Origin of the sequence: Mycobacterium sp. E342 (assembly GCF_001667665.1) — a bacterium.
Classification (GTDB): Bacteria; Actinomycetota; Actinomycetes; order Mycobacteriales; family Mycobacteriaceae; genus Mycobacterium.
Genome location: NZ_LZJM01000131.1, coordinates 1 through 24,529 on the forward strand (window position 1 = coordinate 1; position 24,529 = coordinate 24,529).

The following is a 24,529-nucleotide window of genomic DNA, read 5'->3' on the forward strand; positions in this document are numbered from 1 at the left end:
CCTGATGTCGGATCGCTCAGGCCTGGTGATGGAACCCGGCGCGGCGGTGATTTTGGCGCCCACGTTGGCCGGGTGTCGTCGATCCAGCCAGGTGATCCGGTGAGACTTCACCTGGAGCTCTACCCGGAGCAGCTCAGGTACATCCCGGCCAACCTGGACGCCGCGCAATTTCACCGCCGCGCCGGGTTCCATCACCAGGCCTGAGCGATCCGACATCAGGGTCACTCGGCTATAGGGCCTCAAGTCCCTGTTGAACTGCGCGATGGTCAGCGCGACCGATCCGACGATGACGCCGAGGAGAACGAAGGTCCAGATCGCGGGGTGCAGGCCGGCTTCGCGGCGCTTCTTATTCTTTTCCATAGCCGCTACCCGGACAGGTGGAAGTTGCCGGACACTCCATAGGCGGCGAGCGCCACCGCCAGCGTCACCGCCATCGCCACGGTCAGTGAGGCGCGCACGGCGCGACCGACCGCCTCACCCACGCCGGCCGGACCGCCCGAAGCGTAGAAACCGTAGTAGGTGTGCACCAGCATGATCGCTGTGGCCGAGGCGATGACCTGGAGCAGGGACCAGATCAAGTCGAGTGGCTGCAGATAAGAGTGGAAGTAGTGCTCGTAGACACCGGGAGCCTGGCCGTACCCGAAGATGATGAGGCTGCGGGTGGCAAAGTATCCCGCCATCGCCGCCATACACCACAGCGGAATCGCGACGAGCACGCCCGCGACCACCCGGGTGGAGACCAGGTAGGGAACGACGCGGATGCTCATCGTCTCGAGCGCATCGATCTCCTCGTTGATCCGCATAGCGCCCAGCTGCGCGGTGGCGCCGGCGCCGCCGGTGGCCGCCAGGCCGATGTCGGCGATGATCGGCGAGGCAATGCGCGTATTGATATAGGCGGATGCGAAGCCGCACAACGCCTGCACGCCAACATCGGATAACGATCGGAAGAGCTGGATGGCTACATATGAACCGGTGGCCATCGTCAAGATGACAACAATCACCACCGTGCCGCCGATGACGGCCAGCGCCCCGATACCCATGCTCATGCTGGCGATCAGGCGCATCATCTCCACTTTGTATCGGGCGATGGCTTCCCACACCGAGCCCAGGGCCCTGACGTAGAACGCGGTCTGGCTTCCGAGCTCGATCCACCTGTTGACGAAGGCACCCGCGGCGTTGCTCACCCGCGGCAGTCGACGTGCTGCTGGCGCGGCCGTCACATCGTCGCCTTCGTCGTGATCGCGAGCAAGATCCCGTTGATGATGAACAGTGCCAGGAACGTGTACACCACGGTTTCGTTCACCGCATTGCCGACACCTTGCGGACCGCCGCCAACGGTCATGCCCTTGTAACACGCAATGAGGCCCGCCACCACCCCGAATAATGCCGCCTTTGCGTAGGCCGTGATCGTCTCGGTAAGCCCGACAAGCAGCGTGAGGCTGGCCGCGAAGGTACCAGGGTTAACGTGCTGGAAGTAGACGGAGAACAGATAGTCAGCGACCAGGCTGACGATGGTCACAACACTGTTCAACACCAACCCGTTAAGCCCGAGCGCCAAAACCCTTGGCACCAGCAAACGTTGGACCGGGCTAATCCCCATCACTCGCATGGCGTCAATTTCTTCGCGGATGGTGCGAGCGCCCAGCTCGGCGCACATCGCAGTAGCGCCGGTACCGGCGATCACCAGCACCGTCGCAATCGGTCCGATGAACACGACGCTGGCCAGCGCGGCCCCGGTCCCGGATGCGTCGGCGGCGCCGATCTCGACCAGCAGGACGTTGATGATGAAGATCGGCAGCGTGCTCAGCGGGATCGCCAAGAAGACGGCGGGAAACATCGACACCCGCGCCACGAACCAAGACTGATGGATGAACTCACGCCACGCGAAGGGCGGCCGCACGAGCTGCACGAGGATGTCGAGCGACAACGCGAAGAAGGCGCCGACCTCGCGCAGCGGCTTCGCTTCAACGTCCCAGGTGGGCCGCACCCCCAGGGACGCCAACACCGCCATCGGAGATCTGACGGGAGCCGGATCCGACGCCGCCAAAGGCTCTGTGTTCGCCGTGTCTCTCACAACCATTAGTGCCCTCGTCGGTATCTAATCGCCACCGACATTGGACCGATCAATGCTCACCCAGCGGAAAGTCAAACCGCCCCCTTCCAATAGTGTGACAGGTAGCACAGCGGGACGGTACACCATGGCTTTCATGGAGGGCAACATACACCTCTCTTATTCGCGTCCATGCCGGATTGGTCGACGCCTGATAAACAACCACCGATTTGCTGCGACGGTTCCGACAAATTTAGTCTGAATGTGGCAACCGTTATCGAAATAGTCGGCCAGCGCCCCCGGTCAAAGGCTCTCAGCTAGCCGTTCTTGCATGTGAGCCGCCCACTAGGCCAAGGTCTCGCGGCCCGGGCCAGCGTGGAGGCGCCCCCGCCCTCCAAGCGGATTGGAAGGGTTCGGCGGAGTTAAAGGCGACCCGTCACTATGATTGAACAATTTGCCATTCGGCAAATATTTCGCATATTCGGAAGACTTTTTGGACGAAAGTTGCCATACAGAATTTTCCACTAGAGCGCGCTTGGTCAATCTGGGCGGACATACACTTTAGAGAGCGTCGACAATTCTGTCTTACAATGCCCGCAGAGCGGTCCAACAATAGAACGCCACCACGACAAATAGATCGCGATAAATGCTTCCACATCGCCGCCGAAAAGCAGCGCTCGTGTGGCGAGGTCGATCGCAGCGCGGCTGCATCAGACGACCAACGGCCGGGGCCTCGGGGAAGCCGGCTGACGTCCGCACTCGAAAACAGGCTATGAGCTGCAATTTTGCGAGACAACGACGACGCCATCATGGTTGATGGACGCGCCGCGGTGCATCCGCGGTCATCAACGTCATCGCGTATGCCATCTCAATATCCCCCAAATGCAACACCAGTAACCAATCGCTCCCAACCCACCGGGGGATCATTGCTGGCCGCGTCGCGTCGATGACCACTTGCGAACATATGACGCCTGCGGCTGCGTTACGACATCAAACCATCTATCTATTTATCTGATTTTCTAATTTGCACGATTCGGCGCGTTGCCGTCGAATTTGAAGCAATCTGTCGGGCGCCCAACCTCATCGGGATTACGGTTGCTGCCCAACGGTTGCCCACGGTTAGCTCGCCATGGAATCAACTTCCACCCACCCGGAGAGCAGCTGGACCGATCCCTGCTGCGCAGCAGGTCCGTTCTTCTACTGCGGCGTGCCACCCCGCCGTCAAGTGCTCCCTCAGCGTAGAAATCTTCGGCCAGCGCCGGAAAAGGCCGGTTTTCGCGCGCCCGTGCCGAGCCGTCCGGCTTGGCCATTGCCTCACTGGTGCTCCGTGCGTCGTAGTGTGCACTTGTGACCGCGAAGGGCCACGCATCCCGCGCACGTTCGTGGCGTGCCGACACTCCTGCAGACGAGGAGGAGGCGCGCGAACGGTTGCTGGCCGCGGCGGACGCTTGCTACGCCGAGAAAGGCCCAGTTCGCACGCGGATGAGCGACGTTGCGCAGCGCGCCGGCGTGCACCGCTCTACTGTGTACTACTACTTCCCGAACAAGGACGCACTGCTGGCAGCCTCGTTTGTGCGAGTGCTTGGCGTCACGGTGGAGCGCGTTTACCGATGCTGGCAAACGGACGAACCCTTCTTGGCTCAGCTCGTCGCGGCATGCCTGGTGGGCCAAGAGATCGCTCGCAGCTCACCGATAATGCGATCGCTGGTCGACGACCACCAAGCCCTCGGCGCTGCCTATCACGCGGCCGAGGGTTCTGAGTTGTGGCGAGCCAAGCTTGCTGACGCGCTGGTGCGGCGCCTCGAGGATGCCGCCGTTGCTGGTGAGATTCGCCGTGATCTTCCGGCGGAAACCCTGGCCCGCTGGATTGTCCGGGTCAGCTTCAGTCTCGTTGCCGAACCGGCCGACCCTGAAGACGGTGGTGACGAGGGCGTGCTGCGGAACCTACTTGGTGCTTCGTTGAAGCCTCGGCCCTAGCCCCGTCAGGCGCCCAACGGTGTTATGCCGGCTGGGCAGTCGCCGTTCGCCACCATCGTCCCGACCTTTCTCCGCGGCTCGTGCCGGGCCGAAACCGGCTAGGACACTGCTGGATTCGTGCCCTCGTTTTTCGCCGTTCCGAACGGGAGGACGGCCCCACCGAATGCTCGTACGCTCGCCGGTGACGAAGGAGCCAGATCGTCGGCTGATCACTAGCTCCGTCGGAAACGGAACGGCGATGCTGGTGGCGAAAACATCAGAGTATGGATAACCTTGTCTCGCTTAGCCATCACCGCGGTCTGTCGAGTAAGTTGCCGTCGGGCGGCCGTGACGGTGGCACATATCGTTTGGCGCGAGGTACGCGGCATTGCAGATCGAAACCTACTGAGGTGGGCTTGTGTTGAAGTCGTTCATCCACGCGTCCGCAGCCGGTGTGATCGCGGCAGGCCTCGCGGCGTGCTCGTCGTCGCCCGCCAATCTATCTTCGTCAGGGCGACTACCGGGGGGAACCGCGCAGGTGACGATCAACAATCGGACTCTCCCCGAGATCCACTCAGTCCAGTGCATTCTGCTCGGTTCACTAACGACGATCGCAACCGGCAACCCAGCCGCGGGCGTTAAAGCATTCGTCTCCAACAAGGATGCGCTCACTGCTAACTCCGTCAGCATCAATGACTTGGGCGGATTCACTGGCAGTTATGAGGCCGGCCTCGGCGGCAGGGCCGACGTGACCATGAACGATCAGACGTACACGATCCGTGGCAGTGCGGACGGGTTCAACACAGATAACCCCGGCCAGAGGACAACCGGCACCTTCACGATCAGAGTCGCCTGTTAGCGGCTAGCTGAAACCCCGTTGGTAACTGCGAGACATGCCTTTCGCCACAGCGTTTCGGGGGCGGCGCCGTTTTTGTCCGGCAGGTGCCGCGATGCATACCGGGCATCAGCCTGGCGGTGGCAGGTAGTTCCCCGCGGAATTCCGCAGCGGCCAAATGAGGCTGGGGCACAGTTCCTGGGCGGCCTGGCTTATCAGATACGTCGCCTGATACTCGCCGGAGTTGTTGAAGTCGGCTTTGACCTCACGCGCGATGCTGGCGTAGCTGTCACCTCGGGTGATCTTGTCGCAGATTCCGTGACCGTAGGCCAGGGCCGCATCGGCGTTGGCGAAGCCGTACCCAGGCCGAACAGTTACGTTTAGCAGGTACGCGACCGCGTCCGCGTCTGCAGCTGGGGCTGTTGCCACCGCGACAACGCTTGAAGCAACGAACGTAGCGACGGCGAGCTTAGCCCTAGTTTTCCCTTGCTTCATGACCGTCAAAGCGTAATATATCTATCTAATTTCTCCTAGTACCATTCCAAACCGCGACGTGTACACGGCGTTGCGCTCAGCTGGGGGTTCTGCGATGACGGTTCAGACAAGCAGGAGCCTGTACACGCGCTGTCGGCCGTTGCCTTTGCCCGTCCTTCTGATCGCCGCCACCCTGCTGGCCAGCCCCACCGCGCACGCCGACAATGACAACAACACGCTCATACCGAACAACAAACGATTCAACGACGGTGTCCTCGCCAACGTTTTCACAGTGCAGCACCATGCAGGCTGCACCAATGACGTCAGGCCCAACAAGCAACTGCAACTCGCAGCGCAGCGTCACGCCGAGGATCTGCTGAACAACCGCGCCCTCGATGGTGATACCGGCTCGGACGGATCAAACCCACAAGATCGCGCCAATGCGGCCGGCTACCAAGGTCAGGTGACCGAAACGGTGGCCATCAATCAGTCCATAGCAATCAGCGGCGTCGATCTGATCAACCGGTGGTATTACAACCCAGATGATCTAGCCATCATGTCCAACTGCGCCAACAGCCAAATGGGAGTTTGGTCGCTAAACAATCCAGGTCGTACCGTTGTCGTCGCCGTTTACGGCAAGCCAGCGCAGCCAGTCAACACCGAAGGCGAGAACATTCCGCCCGATCCCAGCCCCGACTATGACGCCAGCGACGAGCTCGAATTTGGCTTCAACTGGTTCCCCTGGATTCTCAGGGGCGTGTACCCGCCGCCTGGAAATCCACCGCAATAAGCAAGGCTCACACGTAATGATCAACACAGTCGGCTTCATTGGAGCGGGTCAGACGGGTGAGCCCGTCGTGCTGCGCCTGCTCGACGCCAACGGGCGCGCTATGCGGTTCCGCTGAGGACTTCAGATGCCGCTACCCGATCTGGTTCTCGTCCATGGTGGAGCGCATGCTGGCGACTGCTGGGATCTGACGGTCTCGGAATTGCGCCGCCAGGAACCAAAACTCCGCATCCTCGCGGTGGACCTTCCCGGTCGCGGCTCGAAGCCAGGTGACCTGACCGCAGCCACCATCGGCGCCTGGGTGGACTCCGTGGTCGCCGATATCGATGATGCGGGTTTTGGCGAAATCGTCATCGCTGGCCACTCGATGGCGGGGGTGACGGTACCCGGGGTGGTGGCCCGGCTGGGCTCTGCGCGCGTCCGTGAGATGGTTCTGGCGGCGGCGTTCGTGCCGCGTCAAGGCGAAGCGATCACGGACACGCTCGACGGTCCAATGGCATGGTTCGCTCGACGCGGCGTGGGGAAGCGAAAAGCGATGAAAATACCGGCTTTCCTTGCGCGCTATGCGTTCTGCAATGAGATGACCGAGAAGCAACGCCGGTTCATGATGGCACGGCTCTACCCCGAAACGATATCGATCGCGACTGAACCGGTGGACCGTAGTGACTTTCCGGCGAACGTATCCCGCACCTGGATCCTCACTACCCGCGATCGCGCGCTTTCCATCGCGTCCCAACGGCGAAGTATCGACGCCCTGGGCGGGGTCCACGCCATCGTCGAGGTCGACTCATGCCATGACATGATGATCAGCCATCCGAATCGCACAGCGCAGGTCCTTCTCGACCGCTGCCGCCGATACGATGCCTCGGTCGGGTGAGCGCGTGTACTTCAGATCGAGCCCCGCAGGCTTGGCAGCACCGACTTTTGACTCGTGCTGGCGGCCGCGGTTGACCTGCCCCACCCGACGTACTTCGTTCCGCGGGGACGATTTGCATCAATGGAGCAGGCCACAGCCCTCAGGTTGTACCGCAGGGCGCAGTCCCGACGCCTGACGCGGACTGTAGGAGACAGCCGACGGCCCTTCAGCGTATGAATGCCACTTTGGGTCAGACGGCTTGACGATCTCGTCACCGATACACCAGACATCCATTTCCAGATCGTCGACGTAACGTACCGCGGAATAAGCTCACCCCACTTCGGCGGCATCCGCGAGGTCCAATGATCCGGCGGCTCACACACATGACCGTCTGCGTCGATGATCATCTGTTGTTCCTCCAATTGTGTTGACCTGACCATTCTCGAATGAGACCCACTTGCGTCGCAGAGGCAACGTGGTTGCCGCGCTCGTCGAAGAATCCGCCGACGCAGAACGCCCTGCCTTCCGAGGCACTCGGCGACAAATGATCGAAGCGCAACCACTGATCAATGCGGAAGGGGCGGTGAAACCACACAGAGTGATCGAGGGTGAACGTCTGAACGTCGTTGTGGGGCCCGATCTCGTGGGGGCTGAAGGAGCTCCTCAACAAAGTCAGGTCAGCGACACATATGGCGATGGCACTGTGGACCGCTTGAGGACCTTCGAAAGGTGTCGACGTTCGCACCCAGAGGCGCGGCAGCGTACCCTTGCCCGTTGTCGTAAGCGGCTTGCGCCCATTCGAATCCGGGCACCAGTCGACGTCCAGAGAAGACCATCGTCGATAGAATTCCGCCCAATCATCGGGAAAGGGACGCATGGCCGCGCCGGCCTTCGGCGGGCCGTCGACCGCTTCGGCAGCCAGTTGATGCTCGGGCCCAGTTTCCGGAGCGTGGAACGAGGCCTGCATGGAAAGAAGCTGCCGACCCTGCTGCTCGGCTATGACGTGCCGGTCGGAGAACGAGCGTGAGTCGCGCAAGCGTTCGACGCGAAAGTCGATCGGCGGCCCGATCAGCCCCGCGGAGAGAAAGTGCGACTGAACAGAGTGTGGGAGGCGTTTTTCCTCGACGGTCTTGGCCGCTGCCATCAGCGCCTGGCCTGCCAGCTGCCCGCCGAAGACCCGGGGCATACCGATATCGGGCGTGGTCCCTCGGTAGAAGTCGCTTGCGACGAATCGGACGTCGAGCAGGTCGATCAAGGATGCGACACTGGCGACCATCAACAGCCCTCTTGGAGCGGGCTGCGACTTCCGACCGGCGTCCGCGATGTCCGGCGCTCGTGTGCAAGTCGCAATACGGCGGCGGCTTGTTCGGCTGGGATGAGGGCGAGGACCCCGCAAAGGTTCGACAGCGGTGTCTTCTTGACCCGGCGAACGGACGCGACCGCGCTTTTGTTGGGCGTGCCTCGTGTCTGGGTACGCAGAGCTGCCATGGCAATCCCTGTCTATCTAGGCCACTCTTCTGGGCCGTTGACTGCCCGAGAATTTCCGTCCGCTTCCCGGTGACCATTTCGCGATACAAATCTACTATAGAGCAGAAATTCGAGTACGCCGGCGCGCTCAAAATCAAGGACCGAGGCACTGCAGGCTGCTGTGACACTTCACACGCAGCACCACGGGCCTGGCACAATCGCCAAGCACGCGAACGGCTTTCGTCAAGTCCTTGTTCGCGCCCTTCGCTTCGACCGTTACCGAACACATCCACCTTCTTGGGAGGGCCCCGCGCTGGGCGCGATACCGTCGATGAGGCAGCGACGCGAACCCGACCGGGTTCAACCCGTAGTTGATGCCCATCCTGGCATTTTCCACGCGGTAGTTGTCCATGCTCAGGCCCGGAATAAGCGACAGGGTCAGAAAGCCTTGCGTAATGGTTGCGCCGTAGGGACTTTCAGTTTCCACGCGCTCCACATCGACGTGGATCCACTGGTGGTCCCTGGTCACATCGGCGAACTCGTCGATACGCGACTGCTCCACGTCGAACCACCGGCTGACGCCGAGTTCGGCCCCTGTCGCCTCGACCGCGTCGTCGACCGACCGAATGACTTCATTTCACTCCCGCCAGACGGCGAATACAGATATCTATTTTACGGTATACTCTGACGGCGAATCAGGACGACCCATCGGGGCCAGTCCGAGAACCTTTCGGGAGACACATGACGCCGACGACGTCGCGCGCCGCCATAGTGGCCGCCGCCCGCACCCCTATCGGTACCGCCCGCAGAGGGACGCTAATCCACATGCCTGCCGTTGAGTTGGCGAAACCGGTGGTCGCCGCGGCCATCGAACGATCAGGACTTGATGCCGCCGAGTTCGACGACCTGGTGCTCGCCGAGAGCCTGCAGGGCGGCGGAGACAGCGCCCGCTACGTCGCCGTCGACCTGGGCCTGATCGGCATTCCCGGGATGGCGGTCAACCGGCAATGCGCGTCGAGTCTTTCTGCGGTCGCGGTGGCCGCAGGGCAGATCGCGGCCGGAATGAGGCGAGCGATCCTGGCCGGCGGGATGGAATCGTGTTCGACAACACCGCTGCTGCGCAAACGCAAACCGTTCACCACTGGTAAGTCCCCGGAGGACTACGAGGACCCCTGGTCCCCGCTGTCACACCCGCCGACGCCGGACGCGCCGGCCCTCGACATGTCAATCACGGTGGCACACAACTGCGCAGTGCAGTACGGCCTCTCGCGTCAGGACCAAGACGAGTGGGCGCTGCGCAGCCACCAGCGCGCGGTGAAGGCCATCGACGCCGGTTCCTTCGTCGACGAGATCGTGCCGCTGCGAGTTCCGCAGGCCGACGGGTCATCGGTCACCTTCGCCCAGGACGAACACCCGCGCCGCGACACCACTCTGGAGGCCTTGTCCGGACTGAAGGTGCTGCATCCCGAGATCGAGGGGTTCACGGTGACTGCAGGAAATTCCTCGGGGCTCAACGATGCGGCGGCGATGGTCGCACTGGCCAGACCAGACACTGACAAGGACGTCTTGGCCAACGTGCTGGCGTGGACCTCGGTCGGCGTGCCGCCGAATCGGACTGGGAGCGGACCGATCTCGGCCATCCCCAAAGCGCTGGAGTTAGCGGGCCGCAAACTAGGAGACGTGGCGCTGTTCGAGATCAACGAGGCGTTCGCCGCCCAGGCGGTGGCATGCACACGTGAACTGGGCCTCGACGAGGACATCGTCAATGTTTACGGATCCGGCATCAGCCTGGGCCATCCTATCGCCGCGACCGGCGCGCGGATGTTGACGTCGGTGATCTACGAGCTCCGCCGCCGCGGTGGCGGAATCGGCGTGATGTCGATGTGTGCGGGCGGCGGAATGGGGTCGGCAATGGTTATCGAGGTGGCATGACATGCCTCAACTCATCGCAGACAATCTCTTTCGGGTCGACGGCGAACGTGCCGTGCTCCAAGGGTCACGACGGTGGTCCACCCTCATGGTGAAATTCCCGGCGGAGCGCCCGGAGCTGTTCGACGCCAATCCCGATGTTCAGGCAGACATCGAGTCCAGCGAGTAACCGCTTTTCGACGACTCGCAGTCGACGTATGGCAAGATGCCCCGGACACCCCAGCGACGCGTCCCGCCCAATATCTAAGTGCCCTTTCTGGGAGGGCTCGGTTGCGGACGTAGTCCGAGCCAACATGTTTCTCAATCGCTGGCGGGCAGCGGTTTTGCCTCTTTGAGTGCCAGCGGAGTGTCACCGACACTCAACGCCCCGACTCCGGCCTTGGTCACCAGCACTTCGGCGCCAGTGTCGTCGACGTAGCGTTTGCCCATCGTGCTGCCCCCGGCGAAAGCAGGATCCAGGTCGGCATGGGGTGACTTCTCAGCGTCCAGGGGCACCATCGGCTCTCCCCCGCACCGCAAGTCATCGAGGCTGTCGGCGGACCGCACGACGATGACCTGCGTGTCGCATACCTGGCTCTGCAGACGGGTTCCGTTCTTGATCATCTTCAGCTCCTTGGTTTTTGGTGACTAATGTTGTTCGGCCACAGTGTGCAGACTTTCAACGACTTCGCGGCGGAGTACCTTGCCTGTCGCGGTTGTCGGCAAACCATCGCGGATGACTATGCGGTCAGGAGTGCGTGACCCCCGTAGCGTTTTGCGAACGAACTCGCGCAGCTCTTCAACATCCGGTTCGGCGCCCGGCTCGGGCACCACGATTGCGACGATGATCTGCCCCCACTGCGGGTCGTCGATGCCGACCACCACCACCTCGTGGACGTCGGGATGCTCCACGAGCACGTCCTCCACCTCCGCAGGGGCAATGTTCTCACCACCGCGGATGATCGTGTCGTCGGATCGGCCACCGATGAACAGATAGCCTTCGTCATCGAGCATCGCGGTGTCCCTGGTGGGGAACCAGCCGTCGGCGTCGAGCACTGAACCGATTCCCGTGTATCGGCCTGATACCTGGGGCCCCCGTACGAACAACTCCCCCGTTTGACCGGGCGGGAGTACAGTGCCCGTCTCATCACGGATCTGGACCTCGATGCCGGGCACCGGCCTGCCGACTGAACCGAGCCGGCGCGCCACGGCCTCCTCGGTCGAGCCGTGTGCCGTGCGGTGGTCCTTCGGCGTGAGAACAGCGATGGTAGAGCTTGTTTCGGTGAGTCCGTACGCGTTGACGAGCCCCACGTGAGGCAGCAGCGCGATGGTCTTACGGACCAGCGGTAGGCCCACTTTCGATCCTCCGTACGCGAGAGTGCGCAGCGTCGGGAGATCCGTCGGGCTGGCCTGTAACTCGGCGATGATGCGGTCGAGCATCGTCGGCACCACCGTCGCAGTCGTCACTCGCTCGTCGCGCACCAACTGTGCCCACTCCCGCGGATCGAACTTGCGTAGGTAGACGATCCGTCGGCCTGCGTAAAGGTTCGACAGTGCCGCACCAATGCCGGCGATGTGATAGGGCGGCACACACACCAGGGCCGCGTCGTCGGCGTCAGCGGAACCGAATTCGACTGTGCCCGTGACGTAACCGGTCAGGTTGTTGTGTGTCAGCTCCACAGCCTTCGGCGCAGATGTGGTACCTGAGGTGAACAAGACGATTGCCACATCATCAGGATCGGCGAACTCCTCGACCGGTTCGCCCGCACGAGCGGCTTCGGTGAACTCCTTGGACGTCATCACGCGTCTACCCGCGTCGGCGACCAGTTCGGCGTACTCCGGGTCCGCGATTACCAGCGGCGCCGGCAGGCGCCCGATCAACTGGTGCAAACTCTCGGCGCTCAGACGGTAGTTCAGGGGCGTGAACGGAATGGCCGCTCGCGCGGACGAGAAGATCAACGACGGCAGCATGTGCCCGCCCGTGCCGACGTATGCCACGTGCTGAGCGCCGGAGCTGCGGACGACTCCAGCTCCCCCGCTCGCGAGCTGACTCAACTCCGACGCGGTCAGCCGGGCGCCACGATCGACTACGGCGAGACGATCGGGATCGCCGGAAACGGCCATCTCCAGCAGCAGTGCAATGCTCAAATCCCGGGGCCTTTCTCGAATCCGATATATAGTTATATACTTACTGTCCGCCGGAGTCCAACCAGCGATTCGAGGAGCACCACGAGCAGCACGCTGGGTACCGCAATCATCGGCATCGGGCTCCATCCCTTCGGCCGCTACGAGGACCGGGGCGCAGTTCCGATCGGCCGCGCGCTTGCGATCGAGGGCAGATCGACCCACGTCATGCTGGGCCAACCTGGGCCGAGCGCGGAGGCGATCCGGGCGTTCATCCACAGATGGGCTCCTAATTGTTTAGGTGTCTATGACTTAGGAGCGGTAAGAGGCTAATTGCTGTTCGCCGAAAGGAAGACCATGGCACGCGTCGACGAAGCGGTCCCGACACGCGAAAGGCTCGATGAGGACGACCACGACCTATTGACGTTCGGGGAGGCAGGCGAGCGGCTTCACTTGGAGACCGCAGCCGCCGAGCATGACGTTGGACATCTCGAGCAGTCCAGCGCAGATCACGACCCCTCGAAAGGCCGAGCCCGCCTGAAAGCGCTCCGCATGGCAGCGCGATGCAATTCGACGCACCGGATCAACCACGAGAACTTCCAGGAGTTTTTCGGCAAACCCGGTAAGGCCAGGCGCAGCCTACCCTGCACCCAGGCTGCCAATTGACGGTCGTATACCCCGGATGGTTGGTGAACGGCCGGCCGGTTTTGATGTTCCTCTTCATGAGGCGACCCGACGACACGGTGATCGGATACCCCATGACCGGCACCCCACGTGACGGAGCCATCGAGTTCACGACCTATCGCAAGGCCGCGAAGGCGCGCTATCTGGCCGCGGACGAACGCGTCTGCGTTGTCATTGTCAACGACGACGATCCCGCCGAGGGCGTTGCCTTATGGGGCCGTAGCCGCCTGATCGATCCAGCCGCGTTCATTCCCGCACGACCTGAAGTGGGCCCGACAGACGTACCCGATGCCGTGATCGACACCGTTCGCGAGCGTTTGGAAGACGGTAAGCGGGTCGTGTTCCGAATCGAAGTCGATCATTCCCGACCCTCGCGGAGGGTGGTCGCCGCCAATGCCGAAGCGTGATATCCGCATGGACGCGGAGGAGATCGACGAATTCCTGTCGCGCTGCGAAGTCATGGCGGTCGGCACCGTCGACGCCGAGGGCTGGCCGACGGCCACCCTCACTCATAGTGAGTTCCGCACCACAGCGCTGCTGCTGCGGTTGGACCCGACTGATCCCGTCGCGGTAAATGCCATTGCGCGCCAACAGCTCTGCTGTGTCGCCGATGAGCATTCGAGCTACTACGAGATTCGGGGTGTAATAGTGCACGGCCAGCCAAACTTCGTCGACGAAGGTGTTCGTGTCGACATCGAGCGAAGCACGGGTTTCGATTTCGGAAAACTCCAGCGGGGCGAGTCGTAGTGAGCCGAGTGAGACAGGGGCCAGGTTCCGGGCGTCCTACGCGATAACCGAGCGTATGAATGCCAATCTGGGTCAGACGGCTCGATCGCTAGCGCATCGCCTCCGCGAGACGTCTCCATTCATCACGCGGCAAGGCATTCGCATCATGTGACACGAATTGTATGCACACGTGGTCGACTCGGGCTGAGAGATGCTCACGCACCCTGCCTAGTCGGTTGAGAGACGCGGCCCTCCAATCGCTCTCCCGATCTAGTTTTGTGCGCCGGCCCCGAGGCTTTCTCCTGCTGGACGGCGGGCGCGACCTCTTATAGATAACTGTTTAGCTGATCAGACGACTGATCCAAGCCGGTTGACCCGAAGGGGGTGACGTAGTGTCGGCCTCCCTCAACGACGTTGTGAACCGTGGCGACTACGTGTCGCAGGTCGCGATCTTCCGCGAGGATCTCCGACAGTCTCTACGCACGCTCGACTGCGCCGATTACTGGCGGACCGCCGCGTACGCGACCGCCGAGACCGGGCTCGAACACGATGCAGCCGTGATGGCACGGTTGCACGCTGATGGCTGGAATCGATACGGCTGGCCCGAGGCGGCTGGCGGCTTGGGCGGCAACGAGATTCACCGCGCCGTCCTCTACGAGGAGCTCGCGAACGCGATGCTGCCCATCCCGGCGCAGGCGTGGACGTTGGAGGTGATGGGGCCGGCGATCCTGAAGTTCGCCCCACACCTGGCACGTGAGTACCTGCCCCGCTGTCTCGACGGCTCCGAATGGTGGGGACAGGGCTTCTCCGAGCCGGAGTCCGGCAGCGATCTGGCCTCCCTGCAGACGCGGGCAACCGACGACGGCTCGGGTTGGTTCATAGTCAACGGTCAGAAGATCTGGACCAGTCACGGCGGCACGGCCAAGCGGCTCTGCGTCCTCGTCCGCACCGGGTCACCAGAGAGCAGACACCGCGGCCTGACGATGATGCTCATAGACACGGATGCACCGGGCGTCACGGTGCATCCGATCGCGTTGGCCAGCGGGCGGCGCGAACTCGCCGAGGTCTTCTTCGACGATGTCCGCGTGCCACCGGAACGGCTGGTCGGTGAGATCGGCGCCGGCTGGGCCGTGACGATGTTCCTGATGCAGTACGAGCGCGGCATGTACGGCTATGCCGCGCTGAACAATATGTTGATGGAGTTGGGACGGCTGCGCGAATACATGGTGACCCGTGGAGCGGGTTCGGCCCAGCGAGAGCGGTTCGCGCGCGTGTACGTCGAGGTCATCGCGGCGCAGGCCCGTGCCGCCACCACCGTGCGCAAGCTGGCTGCCGGCGAGTCCGTAGACTCCGAGAGCAGCATCGACAAACTGCTCTGCAGCGAAGCCGAGCGCGCGGTGTACGACCTGATCCTCGACCTCACGCGAGACCACATGATGGTCGGCACCGGGAGCGGCCCTGACGAGCTCGACACCGCACGCGCGAAGTGGTGGTACTCGCGGGCCGCCACGGTCATGGGCGGCACGGCTGGGGTTCAGCGTGGGATCATCGCCGACCACATTCTCGGGTTGCCGAAGGAAAGCCGCGCATCGTGACCATGCGCACGCGAGGAGCGACTCCAACCGACGAATCGTGGCCCATGATCGAAGAGGCGGTGTTCCGCCTGTTCGACGAAGTCGCGGCCAAGCAGGACCACGTGGCGATCGATCCGCTGCTGGCCGAGCTCGGTTGGTCGGAGATCGAGTCCGAATCCCCGGTAGATGCGTGTGCGCTGTTGTTCCGGGCACAGGGGCGCACGCTCGCGCTGACCGATGCTCTGGACCGCGTCATGCTGGCCGAACTGGCTGCGTTGGCGGATCCGCCACTCGATGCCGTCGTGCTGCCTGCGCTGTCCCAAGGTTCCACGCCCAGTTCGAACGAGGGCCAGGTGAAGGGCATCCTGCTCGGTGTCCCGCGCGGCCGTGTCCTGGTTCCGATCTCTGGGGGGATGGGAACGGCCTCTGTCACCGTCGTCGATGCCGACCAGCTGCGGAGCGAACGGCTCGACACATTCGACGCAAGTGTGATCTGGAGTCGCGTCGAGGGGGCCGCCAACGGCGACCTGACCGATGCGTCAACGGAGTGGGGCCGCGCGATCGCGGCGGCGCATCGCTCGCTGGCCACCGAACTCGTGGCGTTGGCAGACCAGGCCCTGCACATCGCCGTTGAACACGTCAGCGTCCGGGTCCAGTTGGGTTCGCCGATCGGCTCGCGCCAGTCCGCGCTCCATGCCCTAGCGGCTGCTGCGGCCAAATTGGAAGGCGCGCGAACACTTCTCGACGACTCGCGGCGATACGGCGGGGCGTTGTCGGCCCAGGCCGCAAAAGTTGCAGCAGGTCGGGCACACCGCGACGTGGCCGACGCCGTCTTGCAGGTGTGCGGGGCGGCCGGTTTGACCGCCGAACATGACCTCCATCGATACGTGAAGCGAGGCTTTCAGACCGATGCGCTGTGCGGCTCCTACTTGCAACTGGAGTCGCTGCTGGCCGACCGCCTGTTCAACACATATGCACCCGGACGCACACTTCCTGCGATCATCAACCTGGACTGAGGAATCGGTACGCCGCAGCATTTTCGATGAAGTAGGTGAAGTAGATGACGACTTCCGCGCCACCGCGCGGGAATTCTTCGAGCGGTTGAGCCTTCCCTATGTGGAGAAGTCGGACCGACGCGGCTAAGTCAGCTGTGATCGACGGAAAGTACGGCAGACTCGGTGTGAAGGATTTCCGGTTCAACCAGATCATCTCCGAGCAGATGTGCACGAAGGACCTGATGGGCCGGGCGATGCGGTGCCAGAAATGAGCTTGATCACTGGGTGGGCGCGTAACTCGGTTTATGCAGCCCCGTTCGGCTAACCTACAAATAATTAGTTGATTACCACTATCGGTGGAAGGATCGATATGGAGCTCACCAGCCTTCGTGAGCCGAAGATGGCGGATCGCGTGGCCACCGTGCTGCGCAGGATGTTCATCCGTGGCGAGATCGCCGAAGGGACGATGCTTCCGTCGGAGTCAGAACTGATGGAGCGGTTCGGCGTGTCAAGACCGACGCTGCGCGAGGCATTCCGCGTTCTCGAGTCGGAATCGCTCATCGTCGTCCAGCGTGGCGTACGTGGCGGCGCCAGGGTCACCCGACCGCGACGCGAGACGCTTGCCCGTTACGCCGGACTGATTCTCGAGTACGAAGGCGTCACGCTCAAAGACGTCTACGACGCGCGAATGGCTCTCGAGACGCCAATGGTGGTGCAGCTGGCCAAACAGCGCAACGCAAGAGTAATCGCGGACTTGGAGCAGATCGTCGAAGCCGAGGAGCAATTGAAACCAGGCAGCGATGCCGTGGTCCAACTGACAGACTTCCACGTCGCAATCGCACGGCTGTCGGGCAACAAGACCTTGCAGATCGTCAGCGACATGTTGCATCACATCATCGTGAACGCAAACCGCTCGTTACAGCCCACGGAAGGTGCTCGCGCAGAGCAGGCGATCCGCCGATCGGCAAAGACGCACCGCATGGCGCTGGAGCTGATCAAAGCCGGGGATGCTGAGCAGGTCGGCGAGCTGTGGAAAAAGCACCTACGCAAGACGGAGGAGTTTGTGCTGTCGGGTTCGGAATTATCCACCGTCGTCGACCTTCTCGACTGACAGCACCAACACATAGACTCGTTCCTCAACGACGCCGTTGGCGTCGGCGGGGCTCGAATTGGCCGCATGCGCGACGGTGAACACTGGCGGCGCGCCGATGCGAACCGCGTCGGTGCGGGTGGACTATCTGTGTCCCTTCTACTGCCAGCGACCGGTCCCGCTACAAAGCAGTGCCGCTGCGAATCGGGCGCGGCACCGCCGTCGCCGCCGCACGCGCGATCGGGGGACGGCAAGCCTGCGCCGGCGGCACGCGTCACCGCCTACCGCTAGCGGCTACTTCTTGGTTCGAGCGCGGAATGCGGCGACTCGCTCCTTGAACTCTGGTGTCGAGAACGACGTCAGTTTCTCCGCGAACGCGTACTCCAGTACATCTTGTGCAGCCGGGCAAGGTGCATGTTCAGTGCCACCTTCGACGACCGCAAAGTTCGCGGCGGCAGTGCGGCGAACCGCTCGCCAAGCGCCAGCGCCTCGTCGGGCACCGCGTCGTCATCGGCGTCGAGCGCCTTCCAGTTCGTGGCGAACACGTGGTGCACGTCCTCGGTGACGGAGTTGAGCGCTTCCCGCCGATTGATGCTCACGATGTGGACGCTGCGCCGCGCTTCTCCACAGAAGCCATGGGACATAGGGCCTCGCTCCTGCGCGACGGGGCCCGCCGCGATCGCAGATCCAATGCGATATATAGTTATAGCATTTGACCCGCATGTCCGTGTCAGCGGGCGAGAGGAGCCGTGACACGGCGCGCGCAGAGCTGGAGAAACGACTACGGCACACCGGCCGGCTATGCGCGTCGGCTCGGCCGGATGCCCCAGACTGCTGCCGATCCGTGGGACCTGGCGATCGGCAATTTATGACAGGTTCAGTCCACACAAAAGGAGAATTAGTGACAGTCGAAAAATTCAACGGTGCGTCTGCGATCGTCAGCGGAGGCGCGGGCGGCCTCGGTGAGGCCACGGTGCGGCGATTGCACGCCGAAGGCCTCGGCGTGGTGATCGCCGACCTGGCCGCCGACAAGGGCAAGGCGCTCGCCGACGAGTTGGGCAGCCGCGCGAGTTTCGTCAGTACCGATGTGACGAGCGAAGACTCGGTCGAGGAAGCGATCGAACAGGCCAATCAACTGGGTCGTCTGCGGTATGCCGTCGTCGCCCACGGTGGATTCGGCGTCGCTCAACGCATCGTGCAGCGCGACGGCAGCCCGGCTGATCTTGCGGGGTTCACCAAGACCATCGATCTCTATCTCAGCGGGACTTACAACGTCGCTCGGCTCGTCGCCGCTTCCATCGCAGCTGCGGAACCCCAGGCCGACGGCGAACGAGGCGCATTGGTGCTCACGGCGTCCATCGCCGGTTACGAGGGCCAGATCGGTCAAACCGCTTACGCTGCGGCAAAAGGCGGTGTGATCGGATTGACGATCGCCGCCGCGCGCGACCTCAGTGCCGCCGGCATTCGGGTCAACACCATCGCACCCGGGACCATGAAGACGCCGATCATGGAGTCGGTCGGAGAAGAGGCCATCGCCAAGTTCGCCGCCAACGTGCCATTCCCCAAACGGCTCGGCACGCCCGCGGAATTCGCCGATGCTGCGGTCTTCCTGCTGACGAACGGGTATGTCAACGGCGAAGTGATGCGTCTCGACGGCGCACAACGGTTTACTCCGCGTTGAGTAGCAGCTCACACCGGCCAAGCACGCTGAAATCTTGTGTCAGCAAGCGCTTTTGACGGAGCACGTTCCGATCCTGCCCAATCCTTTCTTTAGCCCGCGAAGAATGGCCGACGCGAACGACAGTGGCGCAGGGCGGACAGCTCATTGGGTTGGTCAGCCGCGGCGCCTACCCATGTCAGAAACGGGCGCCCCGACGCAAGGATGCATAAGGTCACCCAATTGACTATGGCAGTCAACTGTCATAACGTGTCCGCCGTGGCCAAAAACGTGCTCGTCGTGCTGAGCAATCCGATCGCTGATGAGGACGATGCCTTCAACAAGTGGTACGACAACACGGGCATACCCCAGGTCCTTGATGTACCCGGAGTGGTTGCGGCGCAACGATATGCGATCTCGGAGGTCAACGTTCCCGATGATCAGGAATTGCCCGCCGTGCTGCCACCCCCGACTCACCGGTACCTGGTGATCTATGAACTAGACCGGGAACCCGAACAAGTGATGCAGGAATTCCTTGCAAGGTCGATGGCAGGAAAGTTCACCCTCGGCGAGTCGCTGGACCTGGGCACCATCTCGCTCACCGGGTGGACACCGGTCGGTAAGCGCCGGCTCGCGAAATTGTAGGACGCCCGAGCGAGATCCTCGATATCTTGCACACCGAACGAGTCTCCCGACGGTTTAATCCGACGCGATCCCGTCGACCTGCCGCCTGAGGCCTCATAATACCGGCAGTCAGCGGAGCGTTTCCCGCCGACCTTGCCACGATGAACGATCAAGACCGTCAAGAGCTGTGGGCGACGAATGGGAGGAGAAGGGCCAGTGCTACCGAAACCATTGGGTCTCAGTGCATAATCTCGAACCGTGGGAGGACCTGGCTAAGTTCCTCCATCACGCAGCGCTCGCGCATACGCGCTGAAGTGCCTGTCGGCCCGCCCCGAGCTCGGTACGATTAGGGCATCACTGATTGCCGTCCCCCGAAAAGGATGACCATGGCAAGCGACGATGAGGCAGGCGCCGTCCCATCACGCGAAAAGCTCGACGAGGACGACCACGACCTATTGACTTTTGGAGAAGCAGGCGAGCGGCTTCGCCTCGAGATCGCGGCGGTCGAGCGTGACGTCGTGCATCTCGAGCGGACCGGCTCCGCGGACGGCCTGCCGAAGGCTCGAGCGCGTTTGGCCGCGCTTCGCGCGGCAGCGAAACGCAATTCGGCACACCCCATAAACGACGAGAACTTCGAAAAGTTCTTCGGGTACGCCGGCAAAGCTAAGCGCAACCTGCCGCACATCCACCCGACCAATTGACAAGTGAGTTATCCGGAGCGGTGGATGGCTGGCCGGCCCGTTCCCCCGGCGTTGCACTAGCCGTTGCAGTCGGCTCACACAAATACGTGACTTGTACCGGTAATCATTAATCCAGCCAGCTCCGGATCCCCGCTGACTACTGATCGCTGGAGCCATGGCATTGGCTCCCTGCGGGCAGTCGAGAGCGCAGATCGCCGTTTCGCCAACACGTTTCAACGTGAGAAATGGGTATCAAACCACTCGCCGTCGGGCGGGCCATCGAGATCCTGAGACCGGAGTCGATCCTCCCGCGTCGTGAATCCGCGGACAGCTATACATTTATATGATTACTGCAACCTGTGCTATAACGGACGCATGCCCTCCATCAAGCCTTTCCGTATTTTGGTTCCTGATGCCGCACTCGACGATCTGAAGGCGCGGCTGGAGCGAACCCGTTGGCCGGAGGCCGAATGCGTCGAGGACTGGAGCCAGGGCATGCCGCTCGCTTACACCCGCGAGTTGGCTGCGTACTGGGCGAACGAATACGACTGGCGCGCACGCGAGTCGGCTTTGAATAGGTTCGATCACTGCACCACCGAAATCGACGGCCTGGAGATTCATTTCATTCATCAGCGCTCCCCGCGCAGCGACGCGCTGCCGCTGGTGATCACCCACGGTTGGCCTGGATCAATCGTTGAGTTCCACAAGGTGATCGAACCACTGACGGAAATGGGATTCCACGTGGTGTGCCCGTCGTTACCCGGTTTTGGCTTCTCAGGCAAGCCCACGAATACCGGTTGGGGCATCGAGAAGATCGCCACCGCGTGGGATACGCTGATGGGCCGTCTGGGATACGAGCGGTACGGGGCGCAGGGCGGCGACTGGGGCGCCGCCGTGACCACACAGCTGGGCCGTGCCGGCGGAAGATGCGTCGCCATTCACCTCAACATGCCGGTCAGCTTTCCGCCGGCGGACATGGGCCAGCCGACTGACGAAGAGCAACAGGCGCTAGACAGCCTCGCCTACTATCAGCGCTGGGACTCAGGCTATTCGAGCCAACAGGCAACCAGGCCGCAGACCCTCGGCTACGGTCTTGTGGACTCACCGGTCGGGCAGATGGCGTGGATCGTTGAGAAGTTCTGGCGTTGGATGGACTGCGACGGCCACCCGGAGAACGTGCTGACACGCGACGAGCTCCTCGACAACGTGATGCTGTACTGGACGACCGCGTCGGCGGCGTCGTCGGCCCGCCTGTATTGGGAGAGTTTCTTCTCCACCTTCGGCGGTCAATTCGATCGCGTAGAGGTACCCACCGGCATCGCGGCATTTCCGAAGGAAGTATTCAAGACGCCCCGTAGTTGGTGCGAGCCCAACTACAACATCACGCATTGGACGTCCATGCCGCGCGGCGGTCACTTCGCCGCGTTCGAGCAGCCCGAGCTCTTCGTCGACGACGTGACGTCATTCTTCGCTACGGTGCGAAAGAGCTGAAATATCGGGCTGGTTGGTCAACCCGCGATGGCGTCAAACTCAGTGCCGAGTGCAAGGATGTCGGGTCGGTGTCGAGGTTCGACCGCACAGGCCGGTGCGCGATTTTGCGTCCGCTCACCGCGGTTGCGATACGGGGAGTCGCGGCTTCACCACCCGTCGTGATCGATGGCATGCTCGCCGCGGCTGGATTCACTGTGGTGCAGCAGATTTCGACAACGAAATCTCGACCTCGTCAGCGAAGCGCGCCATGCCGCAGCCCGACTCCGGTACTCAGCTTGGGCAGCTGCTCGGCATCCGCGCAACCGGGCGCCGCTCTTCTACCCCGGCTCACCATGCCAATCCGCATGATGGGTGTGGGCCGATGTGGACACCTATTCGGCAGCGAACTCCATCATCACGCCCCGATTGTCGGCGGGCATAATCGCGAGAGTGTCGGTCTGGTCGCCCGGAGCTAGCTCGACACCGTGGCCGGCGAAATGGGCTGCGGCCGCACCGAGATCATGAACTCCGAAGACAACCGACCGCACACCATCGCCCCACCGTCGCAGGTGACGGTCGATGACACCGGCGCCGGTCGGGCTGATCAACTCGACCACAGTGTCCGCCAACTGAAAACCTGTCACCCTTCCGGCGATGAACGGACGGTCTTCCTCGTAGAGTTCGTCGATGACGAATGTGTCCCGAAAAAAGGCCAGTCCAGCGCCGTGGTCAGCGACGGCCACGCTGTAGCGCTTCAGACCGGTGTACCCGATCGGATGATCGCGCCGCCAATAGTCGGCCGACTTGAGGGGTTCCTTCCAATCGAAGCGCTCGTTGTGGAAACTGTGGTCGTAGAACTCGAACGCAATTCCCATGCATGGCTCCGGTTCGGTGTGAAAAGCCATCCCGATGTCTCTGATCAAGCCCACACCGCGGGCGGCAAGCTGGTGACGGGTGGCACTCAGATCGTGCACCTGGTATTCGATCCCCACGTAGTGGGGGCCATATCTGCCGTTGAGCAGAAAATGTTCCGGTACAAAGAGCTCGAAGAGCACGCCACCAACGTAGACGAGCACGGCATGCCAATGGGGTGCCGGTATGTCGTACACGTACTGCGCGCCCAAGACATCGGTGAAGTGTGCCATGGTGAGCTCGAGGTCCCGCGCAGCAATGTTGATGTGCTGCATCTCCAGGCATTGGATCGATCCATGTGTGGCAGCGATCCGGCCGTCCTGCTCCGCGGCAGGCGACGCGCCAGTATTTCGCTGGGTCACCATCAGATCGGCAGCGCAGCGCCTGGGATCCTACCGACCTCGTGCTCAGCGATGTTGAAGCAACGCATCGCGTTTCGGTAGGCCACCTTTTTGCGGTCCTCCTCGTTGAGCGCGCTCAGCTTGGTCGTCAGCGAATCTTGGATCTCTTCGCCGAATAGGCACGTTGGGTGTGGATAGTCCGTCTCGAACATGATGTTGTCGATCGGCAGCAGCGCGAGGTCGTCGGGGCGGAGATTCTCATACCAGGTGTTGACGAAGACCTGGCGCCGGAATGCCTCGCTCGGCAGTTCGTCGGCCTTGAGTTCGGGACGGTTTTCCCACGGCCGGTACCGGAGGAAGTGGACGTCGAGGGACTCCAGCAGGAACGGCACCCAGCTTGCGCCACTTTCGACTATGGCGAATTTCATGTCGGGATAACGAGGCAGCACCCCGGACATCAGCAGCTTGCTGCAGGCGTTGGCGTTGTCGAGGAATGACTTCACCACATCGACGACGGCACGGACCCGGTCCCCGCCCACCGTGCGTTGAGTCGGATCGACTCTGTACTCAGCCGGATTCATCGTGGTGCCGGCGTGAAAAGCGACCGGGCCCCCGGATGCATTGATGACATCCCACATCGGGTCCCAGTGCCGATCCGACAGCGGCGGCTCGCCGTGGTATTCGGGTGTGCCCGACAAGACCCAGCCTTTGTGACCGAGGGCAGCGCAGCGTTCCAGTTCTTTGACACACCGATCGATATCCCAGTACGGGACGACCGCGAGCGGGATAAACCGGCCCGGCTCCCGCTCAGCCCAGCTCAGGACGAAGTCGTTAAACGCTGCAATAACGTCGAATTGGAAGTCGAGGGTGGCTCCGGGGATGGTGCGATAGCGATCCGGATTCGTCAGCCCGAGGTTCGGGTAGAGCGCTGCCATGTTGATGCCGGCCTCGTTCATCACCTTCACCCGCTCCGTTGGATCCCACGACGACGGGTGGACCTCCTCGACGCGTTGCGGCACCTCGGGAAAGTCGTCTTCTCGGCGATGCGGCAGCGGATTGTCCGCTTCCTGATAGAAGACGGTAAAGGCCAGGGAGTTGACGATCTCGTCCCCGATACACCAGACATCCATCTCCAGATCGTCGATGTAACGAATCCGCGGAATGAGCTCACCCCACTTCGACGGCATCCGCGAGGTCCAAGTATCCGGCGGCTCGCACACATGACTGTCTGCGTCGATGATCATCTGTGTCTCCTCCAATTATGTTGACACGAATCAAAAGTCATGAGTTACCACTCTCGAACCAGACCAACCTGGGTC

The 24,529-nt window shown here is 62.3% G+C and carries 26 protein-coding genes and 1 pseudogene; 16 read left to right on the top strand and 11 right to left on the bottom strand.

Annotation, left to right across the window (positions count from 1 at the left end):
- From A5692_RS29755 to A5692_RS08455, 3 genes and pseudogenes are all read right to left on the bottom strand, one after another.
- Nucleotides 1-360: pseudogene (locus tag A5692_RS29755) on the bottom strand (hypothetical protein); the annotation flags it as partial.
- A 5-nt stretch (nt 361-365) separates the two neighbouring features.
- Nucleotides 366-1,220, bottom strand: a complete 855-nt coding sequence (locus A5692_RS08450; RefSeq protein ID WP_068054621.1) for an ABC transporter permease — start codon at nt 1,218-1,220, stop codon at nt 366-368.
- Nucleotides 1,217-2,011 carry an ABC transporter permease gene (locus A5692_RS08455; protein ID WP_067919768.1) on the bottom strand — a complete coding sequence of 265 codons (795 nt, stop codon included), beginning with the start codon at nt 2,009-2,011 and terminating at the stop codon, nt 1,217-1,219. Before A5692_RS08455 ends, A5692_RS08450 begins: the two co-directional genes overlap by 4 nt.
- A gap of 1,386 nt (nt 2,012-3,397) precedes the next feature.
- Between A5692_RS08455 and A5692_RS08460 the strand changes: the two genes are divergently transcribed.
- A complete protein-coding gene (locus A5692_RS08460) occupies nt 3,398-4,027 on the top strand; it encodes a TetR/AcrR family transcriptional regulator (protein WP_067919769.1) in 630 nt (209 codons plus the stop codon).
- A 400-nt stretch (nt 4,028-4,427) separates the two neighbouring features.
- A complete protein-coding gene (locus A5692_RS08465) occupies nt 4,428-4,865 on the top strand; it encodes a lipoprotein LpqH (protein WP_082962475.1) in 438 nt (145 codons plus the stop codon).
- A 105-nt stretch (nt 4,866-4,970) separates the two neighbouring features.
- Here A5692_RS08465 and A5692_RS08470 read toward each other — a convergent pair whose 3' ends face one another.
- Nucleotides 4,971-5,336, bottom strand: a complete 366-nt coding sequence (locus A5692_RS08470) for a DUF732 domain-containing protein (RefSeq protein WP_067919771.1) — start codon at nt 5,334-5,336, stop codon at nt 4,971-4,973.
- Nucleotides 5,337-5,511: 175 nt separating this feature from the next.
- On the opposite strand from A5692_RS08470, the gene A5692_RS08475 reads away from it, so the two are divergent.
- Entirely contained in the window at nt 5,512-6,105 is a 594-nt protein-coding gene (locus A5692_RS08475) for a CAP domain-containing protein (protein ID WP_067919804.1), read from the top strand.
- A gap of 124 nt (nt 6,106-6,229) precedes the next feature.
- On the top strand, nt 6,230-6,979 hold the full coding sequence (locus A5692_RS08480) for an alpha/beta fold hydrolase (RefSeq protein WP_068054624.1): 750 nt from the start codon (nt 6,230-6,232) through the stop codon (nt 6,977-6,979).
- Between the two features lie 382 nt (nt 6,980-7,361).
- Here A5692_RS08480 and A5692_RS08485 read toward each other — a convergent pair whose 3' ends face one another.
- Both A5692_RS08485 and A5692_RS28130 read right to left on the bottom strand, forming a co-directional pair.
- The gene (locus tag A5692_RS08485) at nt 7,362-8,213 is read right to left on the bottom strand and encodes an acyl-CoA thioesterase II (protein WP_158244000.1); all 852 of its coding nucleotides are present in this window, start codon (nt 8,211-8,213) and stop codon (nt 7,362-7,364) included.
- 366 nt (nt 8,214-8,579) lie between these two features.
- A complete protein-coding gene (locus A5692_RS28130; RefSeq protein WP_082962469.1) occupies nt 8,580-9,053 on the bottom strand; it encodes a MaoC/PaaZ C-terminal domain-containing protein in 474 nt (157 codons plus the stop codon).
- A 113-nt stretch (nt 9,054-9,166) separates the two neighbouring features.
- Between A5692_RS28130 and A5692_RS08495 the strand changes: the two genes are divergently transcribed.
- Together A5692_RS08495 and A5692_RS28955 are read left to right on the top strand one after the other, a co-directional pair.
- Nucleotides 9,167-10,357 carry a thiolase family protein gene (locus A5692_RS08495; RefSeq protein WP_067919774.1) on the top strand — a complete coding sequence of 397 codons (1,191 nt, stop codon included), beginning with the start codon at nt 9,167-9,169 and terminating at the stop codon, nt 10,355-10,357.
- 1 nt (nt 10,358) lies between these two features.
- Nucleotides 10,359-10,523 (top strand): hypothetical protein, encoded by a 165-nt coding sequence (locus A5692_RS28955; protein WP_156764297.1) that lies wholly within the window; start codon nt 10,359-10,361, stop codon nt 10,521-10,523.
- A 131-nt stretch (nt 10,524-10,654) separates the two neighbouring features.
- Here the strand turns inward: A5692_RS28955 and A5692_RS08500 are convergent, their stop codons facing one another.
- Nucleotides 10,655-10,957: a hypothetical protein gene (locus A5692_RS08500; RefSeq protein WP_067919784.1), complete on the bottom strand. Its 303-nt coding sequence runs from the start codon at nt 10,955-10,957 to the stop codon at nt 10,655-10,657.
- A 24-nt stretch (nt 10,958-10,981) separates the two neighbouring features.
- Nucleotides 10,982-12,481: a class I adenylate-forming enzyme family protein gene (locus tag A5692_RS08505; protein ID WP_231984239.1), complete on the bottom strand. Its 1,500-nt coding sequence runs from the start codon at nt 12,479-12,481 to the stop codon at nt 10,982-10,984.
- A 309-nt stretch (nt 12,482-12,790) separates the two neighbouring features.
- On the opposite strand from A5692_RS08505, the gene A5692_RS08510 reads away from it, so the two are divergent.
- The 6 genes from A5692_RS08510 (at nt 12,791) to A5692_RS08535 (ending at nt 17,547) form a co-directional block, all read left to right on the top strand.
- Entirely contained in the window at nt 12,791-13,123 is a 333-nt protein-coding gene (locus A5692_RS08510; RefSeq protein WP_231984240.1) for an acyl-CoA synthetase, read from the top strand.
- A 23-nt stretch (nt 13,124-13,146) separates the two neighbouring features.
- Entirely contained in the window at nt 13,147-13,548 is a 402-nt protein-coding gene (locus tag A5692_RS08515) for a pyridoxamine 5'-phosphate oxidase family protein (protein ID WP_067919786.1), read from the top strand.
- 7 nt (nt 13,549-13,555) lie between these two features.
- Entirely contained in the window at nt 13,556-13,888 is a 333-nt protein-coding gene (locus tag A5692_RS08520) for a pyridoxamine 5'-phosphate oxidase family protein (protein WP_142393491.1), read from the top strand.
- Nucleotides 13,889-14,259: 371 nt separating this feature from the next.
- On the top strand, nt 14,260-15,462 hold the full coding sequence (locus tag A5692_RS08525; protein ID WP_068054627.1) for an acyl-CoA dehydrogenase family protein: 1,203 nt from the start codon (nt 14,260-14,262) through the stop codon (nt 15,460-15,462).
- A 2-nt stretch (nt 15,463-15,464) separates the two neighbouring features.
- Complete coding sequence (locus A5692_RS08530; protein WP_082962471.1) at nt 15,465-16,457, top strand: acyl-CoA dehydrogenase family protein; 993 nt, start codon at nt 15,465-15,467, stop codon at nt 16,455-16,457.
- A 349-nt stretch (nt 16,458-16,806) separates the two neighbouring features.
- On the top strand, nt 16,807-17,547 hold the full coding sequence (locus tag A5692_RS08535) for a FadR/GntR family transcriptional regulator (protein WP_067919793.1): 741 nt from the start codon (nt 16,807-16,809) through the stop codon (nt 17,545-17,547).
- A 338-nt stretch (nt 17,548-17,885) separates the two neighbouring features.
- Here A5692_RS08535 and A5692_RS29760 read toward each other — a convergent pair whose 3' ends face one another.
- A complete protein-coding gene (locus A5692_RS29760; RefSeq protein WP_231984241.1) occupies nt 17,886-18,125 on the bottom strand; it encodes a hypothetical protein in 240 nt (79 codons plus the stop codon).
- Between the two features lie 302 nt (nt 18,126-18,427).
- Here A5692_RS29760 and A5692_RS08545 point away from each other — a divergent pair, with 302 nt between their 5' ends.
- From A5692_RS08545 to A5692_RS08560, 4 genes are all read left to right on the top strand, one after another.
- The gene (locus tag A5692_RS08545; protein ID WP_067919795.1) at nt 18,428-19,207 is read left to right on the top strand and encodes an SDR family oxidoreductase; all 780 of its coding nucleotides are present in this window, start codon (nt 18,428-18,430) and stop codon (nt 19,205-19,207) included.
- Between the two features lie 255 nt (nt 19,208-19,462).
- Entirely contained in the window at nt 19,463-19,828 is a 366-nt protein-coding gene (locus tag A5692_RS08550) for a hypothetical protein (protein ID WP_067919812.1), read from the top strand.
- Nucleotides 19,829-20,193: 365 nt separating this feature from the next.
- Nucleotides 20,194-20,508 (top strand): acyl-CoA synthetase, encoded by a 315-nt coding sequence (locus A5692_RS08555; RefSeq protein WP_197509114.1) that lies wholly within the window; start codon nt 20,194-20,196, stop codon nt 20,506-20,508.
- Between the two features lie 354 nt (nt 20,509-20,862).
- Nucleotides 20,863-21,978, top strand: a complete 1,116-nt coding sequence (locus tag A5692_RS08560) for an epoxide hydrolase family protein (RefSeq protein WP_067919799.1) — start codon at nt 20,863-20,865, stop codon at nt 21,976-21,978.
- Nucleotides 21,979-22,349: 371 nt separating this feature from the next.
- On the opposite strand, the gene A5692_RS08565 is transcribed toward A5692_RS08560, so the two are convergent.
- Together A5692_RS08565 and A5692_RS08570 are read right to left on the bottom strand one after the other, a co-directional pair.
- A complete protein-coding gene (locus A5692_RS08565) occupies nt 22,350-23,234 on the bottom strand; it encodes a VOC family protein (RefSeq protein WP_156765986.1) in 885 nt (294 codons plus the stop codon).
- Nucleotides 23,234-24,454, bottom strand: coding sequence for an amidohydrolase family protein (locus A5692_RS08570; RefSeq protein ID WP_067919802.1), 1,221 nt, complete (start codon nt 24,452-24,454; stop codon nt 23,234-23,236). Before A5692_RS08570 ends, A5692_RS08565 begins: the two co-directional genes overlap by 1 nt.
- Nucleotides 24,455-24,529: the final 75 nt, after the last annotated feature.

Bases quoted from the DNA above. Each gene is read 5' to 3' on its own strand.
- A5692_RS08455 (WP_067919768.1), bottom strand. From the start codon at position 2,011: ATGGCGGTGTTGGCGTCCCTGGGGGTGCGGCCCACCTGGGACGTTGAA.
- A5692_RS08470 (WP_067919771.1), bottom strand. From the start codon at position 5,336: ATGAAGCAAGGGAAAACTAGGGCTAAGCTCGCCGTCGCTACGTTCGTT.
- A5692_RS08480 (WP_068054624.1), top strand. From the start codon at position 6,230: ATGCCGCTACCCGATCTGGTTCTCGTCCATGGTGGAGCGCATGCTGGC.
- A5692_RS08495 (WP_067919774.1), top strand. From the start codon at position 9,167: ATGACGCCGACGACGTCGCGCGCCGCCATAGTGGCCGCCGCCCGCACC.
- A5692_RS28955 (WP_156764297.1), top strand. From the start codon at position 10,359: ATGCCTCAACTCATCGCAGACAATCTCTTTCGGGTCGACGGCGAACGT.
- A5692_RS08500 (WP_067919784.1), bottom strand. From the start codon at position 10,957: ATGATCAAGAACGGAACCCGTCTGCAGAGCCAGGTATGCGACACGCAG.
- A5692_RS08520 (WP_142393491.1), top strand. From the start codon at position 13,556: ATGGACGCGGAGGAGATCGACGAATTCCTGTCGCGCTGCGAAGTCATG.
- A5692_RS08530 (WP_082962471.1), top strand. From the start codon at position 15,465: ATGCGCACGCGAGGAGCGACTCCAACCGACGAATCGTGGCCCATGATC.
- A5692_RS08535 (WP_067919793.1), top strand. From the start codon at position 16,807: ATGGAGCTCACCAGCCTTCGTGAGCCGAAGATGGCGGATCGCGTGGCC.
- A5692_RS08555 (WP_197509114.1), top strand. From the start codon at position 20,194: ATGGCAAGCGACGATGAGGCAGGCGCCGTCCCATCACGCGAAAAGCTC.
- A5692_RS08560 (WP_067919799.1), top strand. From the start codon at position 20,863: ATGCCCTCCATCAAGCCTTTCCGTATTTTGGTTCCTGATGCCGCACTC.
- A5692_RS08565 (WP_156765986.1), bottom strand. From the start codon at position 23,234: ATGGTGACCCAGCGAAATACTGGCGCGTCGCCTGCCGCGGAGCAGGAC.
- A5692_RS08570 (WP_067919802.1), bottom strand. From the start codon at position 24,454: ATGATCATCGACGCAGACAGTCATGTGTGCGAGCCGCCGGATACTTGG.